This is a genomic window from Erwinia sp. (assembly GCF_031978025.1).
Taxonomy (GTDB): Bacteria; Pseudomonadota; Gammaproteobacteria; order Enterobacterales; family Enterobacteriaceae; genus Erwinia.
Genome location: NZ_DALZCD010000164.1, coordinates 1 through 9,603, shown reverse-complemented (window position 1 = coordinate 9,603; position 9,603 = coordinate 1). Strand labels below are relative to the sequence as shown.

10 protein-coding genes and 1 pseudogene are annotated in these 9,603 nt (G+C 56.0%); 1 reads left to right on the top strand and 10 read right to left on the bottom strand.

The window, feature by feature from the left end; genetic code table 11:
• Positions 1-105 (bottom strand): KGG domain-containing protein (locus RTK32_RS13710; RefSeq protein WP_312044834.1); only part of this gene is annotated, 105 nt, incomplete at its 3' end.
• Between the two features lie 252 nt (positions 106-357).
• Here RTK32_RS13710 and RTK32_RS13705 point away from each other — a divergent pair.
• Positions 358-1,479 (top strand): annotated as a pseudogene (locus tag RTK32_RS13705) (IS3 family transposase).
• 112 nt (positions 1,480-1,591) lie between these two features.
• Here the strand turns inward: RTK32_RS13705 and RTK32_RS13700 are convergent.
• From RTK32_RS13700 to RTK32_RS13660, 9 genes are all read right to left on the bottom strand, one after another.
• Positions 1,592-2,896 carry a site-specific integrase gene (locus RTK32_RS13700; protein ID WP_154926758.1) on the bottom strand — a complete coding sequence of 435 codons (1,305 nt, stop codon included), beginning with the start codon at positions 2,894-2,896 and terminating at the stop codon, positions 1,592-1,594.
• A gap of 378 nt (positions 2,897-3,274) precedes the next feature.
• A complete protein-coding gene (locus tag RTK32_RS13695; protein ID WP_312044830.1) occupies positions 3,275-3,493 on the bottom strand; it encodes an ogr/Delta-like zinc finger family protein in 219 nt (72 codons plus the stop codon).
• A gap of 61 nt (positions 3,494-3,554) precedes the next feature.
• Positions 3,555-4,658: a phage late control D family protein gene (locus tag RTK32_RS13690; protein WP_312044828.1), complete on the bottom strand. Its 1,104-nt coding sequence runs from the start codon at positions 4,656-4,658 to the stop codon at positions 3,555-3,557.
• The gene (locus tag RTK32_RS13685; RefSeq protein ID WP_312044826.1) at positions 4,655-5,140 is read right to left on the bottom strand and encodes a phage tail protein; all 486 of its coding nucleotides are present in this window, start codon (positions 5,138-5,140) and stop codon (positions 4,655-4,657) included. The genes RTK32_RS13690 and RTK32_RS13685 overlap by 4 nt, the downstream gene beginning before the upstream one ends.
• Positions 5,137-7,842, bottom strand: coding sequence for a phage tail tape measure protein (locus RTK32_RS13680; protein ID WP_312044824.1), 2,706 nt, complete (start codon positions 7,840-7,842; stop codon positions 5,137-5,139). Before RTK32_RS13680 ends, RTK32_RS13685 begins: the two co-directional genes overlap by 4 nt.
• The gene (locus tag RTK32_RS13675) at positions 7,835-7,954 is read right to left on the bottom strand and encodes a GpE family phage tail protein (RefSeq protein ID WP_033786692.1); all 120 of its coding nucleotides are present in this window, start codon (positions 7,952-7,954) and stop codon (positions 7,835-7,837) included. The genes RTK32_RS13680 and RTK32_RS13675 overlap by 8 nt, the downstream gene beginning before the upstream one ends.
• Positions 7,955-7,968: 14 nt before the next feature.
• Positions 7,969-8,277 (bottom strand): phage tail assembly protein, encoded by a 309-nt coding sequence (locus tag RTK32_RS13670; RefSeq protein ID WP_134161849.1) that lies wholly within the window; start codon positions 8,275-8,277, stop codon positions 7,969-7,971.
• Positions 8,278-8,333: 56 nt separating this feature from the next.
• Entirely contained in the window at positions 8,334-8,849 is a 516-nt protein-coding gene (locus RTK32_RS13665; protein ID WP_312044821.1) for a phage major tail tube protein, read from the bottom strand.
• A 12-nt stretch (positions 8,850-8,861) separates the two neighbouring features.
• The coding region (locus tag RTK32_RS13660) for a phage tail sheath subtilisin-like domain-containing protein (RefSeq protein WP_312044819.1) at positions 8,862-9,603 on the bottom strand (742 nt) is incomplete at its 5' end.

The following is a 9,603-nucleotide window of genomic DNA, read 5'->3' as shown; positions in this document are numbered from 1 at the left end:
ATTTCTGAAGTTACCGCCGCTGTCCTTCCCGCCTTTTCTGCCGGCCTCAGATGCGCGTACTGAGTCCTCGGCGAAATTACCTTTACCACCACGATGTGCGCTCATAGCTTAATACTCCTGCCAGGCAATATTGCTTCAGGCCTTAGGGAACTTACCCCATTAGTAAAGCTTATAAATTTCATGAGCGCACAGAGACCAGGACGATTCTTACTCTTAATCCCCCTTTATGTTCTGGTTTGGCTTAAAAGCTGTCTGCAGGTTTCATTTGTCAGCTCTTCAGTAAGATTGACCTGCTCCCCGTTGATTAATACTCTGCGGTGTTAGTAATGTTTTCATAAGTCACATGAGGACATCCCCATGAAGAAGCGTTTTTTCGATGAACAGATCATCAGTATTCTTCGCGAGGCTGAAGCCCGAGTTTCTGCCCGAGAGCTCTGCCGTAAGCACGCCATACTTCTTACGCCACGTTTTATATTTGGCGTAAGAAGTATGGCGGCATGGAGGTGCCTGAGGTTAAGCGCCTGAAGTCACTTGAGGAAGAGAACGCCAGACTCAGGAAGCTGCTGGCAGAAGCCATGCTGGATAAGGAGGCGCTTCAGGTGGCTCCTGGGCGAAAGTACTGACGACAGACCAGAAGCGCGAAGTCGTGGTGTTGATGTGTGATGCGACCGGTCTGTCGCAACGTCGTGCCTGCAGACTCACAGGTTTGTCCCTTTCGACCTGCTGCTATGACGCTCAGCGTCCGGCGGCTGATGCCCATTTATCAGAGCGCATGACTGAACTGGCACTGGAGCGCAGGCGTTTTGGCTACCGCCACATATGGCAGTTACTGCGCCGTGAAGGGCTTATGGTTAATCACAAGCGCGTGTACCGCCTTTGTCATCTGAACGGGCTGGGCGTTAAACGCAGACGTCGTCGTAAAGGGCTTGCAACAGAACGTCTGCTGCCGCTCCGCCCGGCGGCGCCCAACATGACCTGGTCGATGGATTTCGTCATGGGTGCGCTGGCTACCGGTCGCAGGATCAAGTGCCTTGCCTGCGTCGATGACTTCATAAAGGAATGCCTGACGGTTACTGTTGCCTTCGGGATTTCGGGCGTGCAGGTCACGCATATTCTGGACAGCATTGCGCTGTTTCGCGGCTATCCGGCTACCATCAGAACCGATCAGGGCCCGGAGTTTACCTGCCGCGCGCTCGATCAGTGGGCCTTTGAGCATGGAGTGGAGCTGCGACTTATCCAGCCCGGCAAGCCGACACAGAACGGATTTATTGAGAGTTTTAACGGACGCTTTCGCGATGAATACCTGAATGAACACTGGTTCAGCGACGTCAATCATGCCAGGAAAACCATCAGCGAATGGCGTCAGGATTATAACGAATGTAGCCGCACTCCACGCTGAATTATCAGACGCCGTCTGAATTTTCAGCGAGCTGGAGAAAGGGTAATTCTGAGAGTGAAGGATCTGACATTACTAACTGAGCCTTGTATTTAATTCTGAGGGCTGGTCACCCAGTCTATTCAACAATACGCTGTCCGATGAACCAGACTGGCGTATGCGCTTCAAAGAATTGAGACTAGATTTAGCCAATTCTCATCCTCTCTGAAATAAGTTCACTACATTGCTGGTGGCCAGCTCAACATGATTAACCCTGTTTTCCCACTGTTCTAATGCCCTTCTTTTCTCTACAAGATAATCATAACGGTCATAGTGCTTTGAGCTGACATCCTGTAATGCATGGTTTTGAATGCGGTCGCGCAACTCTTTGGATACACCGATTTCGCCCATCAGCGTTTTACAGGTCCTCCTCAAATCTCTCGCAACAAAAACCGGATGATCAGGGAAATGCTCGCGATAATAGATGATTGCCTGCGCAAAGCTGTCAGTACGAAGATGCTTGCCCGCATCCAGTCGCTGCGAGAAGATAAACGGACTATCGTTAACGTTTTCCACCTTCAGCCTTTCAAGAATTTCTACCGCTGAATCTGTTAAGGGAACGAGATGGTCACGCTTGTTCTTTGATACATCAGCGACGATCAACAGCGTTCTTTCTTCCCAATTAACGGCATCCCACCGACTGGAAGCCAGTTCATGCGGGCGCTGACCACCAGCGTAAACACATAAATTAAGCAGCAAGCTCACCGTGCAGCCAACGCTTGGCGTTTTGGGAAAGTCACCCATCAGCTGTTGCAGCTCATTCAACTTCAGCCAGTTGGTTCCCGCTTTCTCTGCTGCCGACTGCTTAGGGATGACGCTCACCGGGTTCATCTCAAGTCCAAACATCACGTTCTGCTGGTGGTTGGCCGGATCGTTGTCCGCTTTGAGCCCGTAGTTGAAAGCTGCCATCAGATAAGAGCGCACACGGTTCGCTTCAACGCTCGCCCCGCGCTGAATGATGGCAGACAAAATCTGTTTAATATGTAGCGGTGTGACTTCGTTAGCTTTCGTATCTTTGGCGATAAAGGAATAGGTCTCCTTTTCCAGACGGTATAGCACCTGCTGCCATGTCCGCTTTCCATCTTCCCGCATTTTGTTGGTGTAGCCCTGAATAAGCTGCTCGATGCTGCCCTTTAACTGTTCAGCACGCTTTTGCTTTTCCAGCGCAATTTCCTGTTCAGCCTTTTCGACCTTAGGGTTCTTACCTTCCTTCAGCGTACCAGCATAACCTTTAGCAAGCTGACGAGCCTGAGCTAACGACATTTCAGGGTAACGACCTAACTGAATAAAGTGGCGCTTAGCATCCCAGTAGTAGCGATAGTAGAAAACTCGCTGCCCTGATGGCTCAACTTTAACGCCCAGACGCCCTGCTCCGCGCTCACCACTCTTGTCCCAAACCTGATAAGCCGAATCGCGAGCTTTAAGGCCGCGCACCATTGAGTCCGTTAGATTGTCTGCCAAAAGAGAGTCCTTACAAGAATTATATTGCTGTTTTCTGGGTGATGTAGCAGGTGACGTAAGGATGATACTGAAAGCAAATACCCGGCACAACATGAAACGACATGTCGTCGATAACATACTGTTTTAAAACTATTAAAATCAAAATATGGTTAAAAATGAAAAATGATGAAACAAGCTATTCATATGACTCATAATCGCTTGGTCACTGGTTCAAGTCCAGTAGGGGCCACCAGATTTTACCTGTTAAATCAGGCAGTTAAGCCACCTTTCAGAGGTGGCTTTTTTGTTTGTGCGGTGGTCATTGGCAGCAAAATGGCAGCACCTTTTTTTTCTTCATGCGAAAAAAAACCTGCCGAAGCAGGTTGCTGTGATTTCTTTTCACATCCAAAGCGTGCCCTGGAGACTCCGATCGGGATGCGGCGGAACCTCTTTTACAGTTCCCGGTTTCATAATAATTTCTGCTACCGTCTCGTGAGATTTAAACGTACAGCCGCAGTTAATGTTCTGGCACTGGTTGTAACGCTCTTTGGTTGTCTTTGAAACCTGAAAGCTACTGCGTGTGTGTGAGGCCTTCCCGCACAAGGGACAATTCATCATAATGTTTTCTCCAAACCCAAATGAGATTAATTTTACTCAATAAACCCATTATGAGATAGAGTTATTCCATTTCAAGTGAATCAATTTTCACTTCAAGTTCAATATGCGTAGTAAATCCACTGTCAGCGCTCAAACTATGTGTCAGCGTTGTGATGATCCATTCTCCTTTATCTATCTGCTGCTTAAAACCGCTGACCTTTACCGGCATTTCTGTATAAAGATCCGCGCGTCCCTTCGCCAGCTGTATGGAAAACGTCGCTGCACCGCGCTGCAGGCGCTCCCAGTTCATTTTGGCCGCCCGCTCTGCATTGCCCCGGTTCGCGTAAGTGCGGCTCAGTACGAGCACGTTTTCATCCGTGCCGATGAGGTAATCGCCCTGCTTCGCCTCCGGTTCCTTTTTCTTCTTCACCGGGGCTTTACGTCGCCTGCGCTTCACCTTCGCCACCGGCTTCTTTGCCGGTTCGCGGGTGTGCAGCCAGCTGGCAATCACGCCTGTGTAGGCGTCCCGGTCCGCCAGGGTGAAGCGGTGGCCGTCCCCGTCCCTGCGTTGAAGGGTGATAACCGGCAGCGCTTTGCCGCTTGCCGTTTTCCCCTGCCCCTGGCGGATAAACAGCAGATTACCGTCCTTGACGCAGGCCACCGCACCGCACTGTTTAGCCAGGCGCATCAGAAAGCTGGCATCTGATTCGTTGGTCTGATCAAGATGGTCAATTTCTGTCGCGGCCATATCCTCACCCATCGCCGCTTTCAGCTTATGCCGCCCGGCGATATCCCTGACAATTTCGCCCGCTGTGGTTTTGTGCCAGGACTTCTCCCGCTTCGTGTTCAGGGTCTGCCGGAAGTCAGCGCTGCGCGCCCGCAGCGTCAGGCGGTCAGGCGTGCCGCTGTGCTCGATTTCATCAACCGTATAGCTCCCTTTCGGAAAAAGTGCCTCTCCCTGCCAGCCCAGCGACAGCGACAGCATGACGCCCCGGCGCGGCAGCTGCAGCTGGCCGTCCGCATCGTCCAGCTCGATGTCCAGCTGGTCCGCCTCAAAACCCCGGTTGTCGGTGAGCGTCAGGCTCAGCAGGCGCTTTTCCAGCTTCTGCGTGATGTCTGCCCCATCCATCGTCAGCCGGAAGGCGGGGGAATTTTGCTGGCCGTTAATCCACGGGGTTGTCATCATGAGAATAACCCTCCCGCTGCGGCGCTGACCTTACCGGCTGCGGTAACTGCGGCGCCCTGCATGGCAGACAGCTGATCGCTGAGGCTGCCGAACATCTCGCCTAGCGATTCATCGGTGCGCTTCAGCGTCAGCGTGAATTCAATGCGGCGGCACACGCCGCTGCTGAAGAACTCCGCTTTGGTCTGACTCAGGCTTTCAATCACGAACATGCCGTAAATCGTCCCGCTGCCCTCAATAAGCGGCCACGCGCGGCCCAGCTCTGCAATCTGCTCCAGCACAAACAGCGACAGCCTGCCGCCGGTAATCTCTGGCAGCAGCACGCCGGAAAGTATCAGCGTGTCGTTGTCCGGGCCTAAGAACTGCAGCGACGGCCTCACGCCTACGCGGCTGTTTGATGGGAAACGCCAGCTGCGGTGATACTGCAGTTCCTGATAGGGCACCGTCCTCAGCATGAAAACAAATAAGCCCAGCGTCATCATCATTCCTCAAATCCTCCCCTGTCCCGGTAACTGCTGCGGGCGCGGGCCCGCGCCTGCCGCTCTTTTGCCTCCAGCCTGCGCATTACCTCATCAACAAGATCCTGCTGGTTCTGGCCCGGCTGCTGAACTATGGTGATGGGTGCGTGAATGCTGACCGGTGCCACACTGCCACCGGCAGACGTCTGACTTGGTGCTTCTTGCCGGTACGCCTGCGCGGGCAGGCTCAGCGGGTGCAGCGGCTGAGCCTCCGCTGTCGTTCCGGCACCGCCCAGCGTCAGCGCCGCCAGTGCCGCCAGCCGTGCGGTCCTCCGGCGGTTGGTCACGTTCGCCGGACCGCTGACCAGCTCCGGTCCGTTCTCACCGGCCACACCAAACTTGCCGGACGGGATAAAGCCGCCACTGTCGTACATGCCCGCAAACGCCGGAAAACCGCCCGGCGGCAGGGATACACCGCCCCCCGTTTTTGCCTGCGCCGCGCGCGGCAGCTGCGGGCCGCCGGACTTATCGGTGCCCGGCTTCAGAAAATCCGGCAGATAGTCGGTCAGTGACGACAGCTTGTTTTTAATCGCATCCCATTTCTGGCTGATGCCCGCCATCAGTCCGTCAATCATCTGCGATCCGGCTTCCTGAAAACGCGCAGGCAGCGCCTTCACACCGGAAACAATTTCCGCCCACTTTGTGCTGATGTAGGTGCGGATTGCGGTCCACACGCTGCTGACCTTTGTGCTAATCGCGTCCCACATGGCGGAAAGCTTCGGCCCCAGGGTGCCCCAGTTCTTCCAGATAATAAAAGCTCCGGCAGCGATCAGCCCAATAACGGCCAAAATCGGGTTCGCGAACATCAGTCTTCCCAACCACAGCACGCTTTTCCCCACGATGCCGAGGCCGCTTTTAATCAGCCCGAAGGCGCTGAATGCTTTTATCCCCAGCACGTTAAAGCTGAGTCGAAGCAGCGCCATCGGCCCCAGCACCGCAGCAAGGCCGATCATGAGTGTACCCAACGCCAGCACAATCACGGATATGACCGCCGCTGCCTTTACCAGCGTTCCCGCCAGCTCCTTGTTGTTTTCCACCCAGCGACGGGTCACGCCGGTGACTTTTTTCACCATGTTCATGATGTCCATGAGCGGCGTGCGCAGCGAGTCGCCCAGGCCGCTCATGGTGTTGGAAACGCCGGTTTTGGTCAGCATCCACTGCGCGGAAAGCGAGTCCTTATTAATGTCTGACTCTTTCTGCATGGAGCCTTTCGCCCCGTCGCCCTGCATCAGTTGCAGCTGTCGCCTCAACTCCGGCATGTTGTTAGCGAGTTTGGCCGCATCCTTGCCGAACTCCTTACCGAAAACCATCGTCATGGCCGTTAGGCGCTTATCAGCAGGCAGGTTATTCACCTTTTCCAGCACGCGCTGGATAGTTCCCATCGCGTCCGTGGTCATCTGCTTTTCAATCTTTGCCGGATCGAGTTTCAGCAGCGCCATGCCACCCATAAACGACTTGCCCTGCATGGTCGCAACGGACAGCGCGCGCACCATAGCGTTCGCTGCACTGGCGGCGGTTTCCGATGTTGCGCCCAGGCTGAGGAATGTTGAGCCAAGCGCGGCGGCCTTGCGGTAGTCCAGCCTGTCAGCCACGCCGCCCATACGCTGCAGCACGTCGATGATGTCCGAACCTTTGGACATGGCGTTATCGTCCAGGTAGTTCAGCGCATCGCCCAGCTGCTCAATGTTGCGTGTGGGGATTTTGTACAACTGCGCAATCTTGCCCAGCCCTTCAGCCAGCTCACCGGCGGGCAGCTCAAACGCGGTAGACGCCTTCGCCGCCGTGGTGGCAAAGGCCATCAGGTCGCGCTTCTGGTCCTCATAGGAATCATTCTGGTTTGTCACGCCCATGCGCGCGCCGCCCTCAACCAGTGCGGCGTAATCCACCGCGCCGTTTTCCATCGGCAGCTGCTCACTGGCGGCTTTGATGGCGGCCTGCATGTCATAGAACTGCTTTGTACGGTTGCCGCTATCGTCGCGAAGCACGTTGACCTGCTTTGCAACACCCTTCATGGCGTCTTCCATTGCCGCTGAAGACTTCACGGCGGCCAGCACCGGCGCGCCCATTGCCAGCCCGGCGGCAGACGTTGCCGCACCGGCACCGGCCACGCGATCGCGCACCTCAAGCGATCGGGAATATCGCTCGCGTACCGCGCTCAGTTTTGCCTGCCGTTCTCCCAGCTTTTTAAGCGCCAGCTGCTGCCGGTCAATGGCGGCGCGCGCCTCGTCCGACTGACTTTTAAGATCGCGCTGTGCCTGGCTCAGTTTCTTCGTGTCTATACCGGCAGCGCCCAGCGCCTCACGCTGACGCTGCACCGACAGGCGCAGCCCGTTGTAAGTCTGCTGCAGCTGGCTGGCGCGGTTTTTTGCCTGCTCCAGCACGCGGGCCTGCGCGGCGGTAGGCTTATTTGTTTCCGTAAACTGCACGGCCAGCCGCGCCGCTTCTTCGCGGGCGGCTTTAAGGTTATTCGCGGTAATGGCAAGCTGTGAGCGGGTCTTGCGAAAGCCGTCGATACGCCCGGCCTGAGCATCCAGCCCTTTGAGGGTGTTGCGCGTGTCACGCAGTGTGCCAGCCAGCTCTCGCGTGCTGTCGCGGGCGCTGCGGAAGGGGCGCGTCAGCTTATCGACCGCGCCCAGAACGACCTGCAAACGCAGATTTTTATCACTCATCGCTGGCCCTGTGTCGCAGGATTGCTTTGTGCCGCCACTCAAGAACCTCGGTCAGCGTCATGGACTCGGTAACGGAGGGCGGCCAGTGAAAGACGGTGGCGATATCCGCCACCAGATCGTCTACCGTCAGGCCGTCGCTAAATCCGACAGGACCGACTTCTTCAGCAAAAAAGTGACTACCTCTACCGACAGGCTCACCAGATCGGCGGGGTCCATTTCGTTAATTTCCGCTGTGGTCAGCGCCGGGGTGGTGATACGCGGCAGCACGGTGATCAGTGCATTCACGTCCATGTCCAGCAGCGCCTGCAGGCGGGTGCCGCGCAGCGCACCGGACTGCGGCTTGCGCACGGTGACGGAGGTGATTTCTGTTTTACCGCGCAGGATCGGGGTGTCCAGCTCAACGGTTTTTTCATTTGGAGCGGTTTTATCAGTCATGCTGCTTTTCCGTTAAAAAGAGAGATAAGCGGCAGGCTTAGCGCCTGCCGGGGTGATTACAGGCCCAGCGCGTTGCGGTGCGCTTCCATCATGTCGGTCCCGCCCACGATTTCGATCATGTTTACCAGATCGCACTCATAGAGCACTTCACCGTTGATGGTCAGCTTTGCGTAACTGTTGGTGCCGGACACTTTGGTGGTGCTGGATTCGCCGGTTTTCCATTCGCCGGAATCCAGCTCTTTATAGCGTCCGCGCGTGACCAGCTCGACCGCCTGCACTTCGCCGGTATCGTCGCGCTGAATGGAGCCGGTAAAGCGCAGCTGAATGCCGTCCACGGTGGTGGTGCCCATCTGCTTAAACAGCTGCGATTCAGTGCCACCAATGGTGAATTCCGTGTCCAGCGCGCCATCGTCCAGGCCCATGTCGATGTCCACAGCACCGGCCATGCCACCACCGCGATACTTCTCAAACTTGCGGGTGAATTTCGGCAGCGTCACGGACTCAACCAGCCCCTGCCAGTTGTTGCCTGCGTTGAACATGTTCAGATGCTTGAGTTTGCGGGGTAATGCCATCTTTCCGTCTCCTTATGCGCTGACGCGGCTGCTGAAGTCGACCAGGTACTGGTCAGTGATGCGCTGGCGCAGCAGCAGATTTTCCAATGGCGGCACCGGCGTATAGTCATAGTCAATCAGCAGCTTGCCCGCCTTAAGCGTGTCCTTGTCGTTCACGCTCTCGTCCAGCCAGCAGTCCGCGCCAATCAGATAGCCTTGGTTTACCAGGCTGCGCAGCTTCGCGCGGATGCTTTCAATAATGTCACGGGCCAGCGACGGGTTAAGCGCGCCGTCAACGGACCACATCTGCGCTTCTGCCATCGTGTCCATCAGCACCTGCGCCGTGCGGGTGTAACACTCAAACTGAAACAGCGCGTCATCACTGAGGCAGCGGGAACCCCAGAAGCGGAAGCCGTCTTTGCGGATCAGCGTGGTGACATCGTTCTGGTTCAGCAGGCCCGCATCAGTGGCCGGGTCCTGCAGGTCCCAGAAAACGTCTTTTGAAATGCCGGTGACGCCGTTCACACCGACGTTTGACAGGGATTTATGCCAGCCGGTCTGCTCGTCGATTTTGGCGCGCAGGCCCAGCGCGCGGGCGGTGGCGTAAGCCGTCGCGTCCGCCTTCAGCACGGTGTCAAAACTGATGAAGTCAGGCCAGATCAGCATCCCTTCGCGCTGGCTGAAGTTGCTGCGGTAAGCAATCGTCTCTTCAACACTCTTGCAGCCGTAGGCGGACAGGTAGGCAAAGCCGCGCAGGCTCTGCGCCACGCTCAGC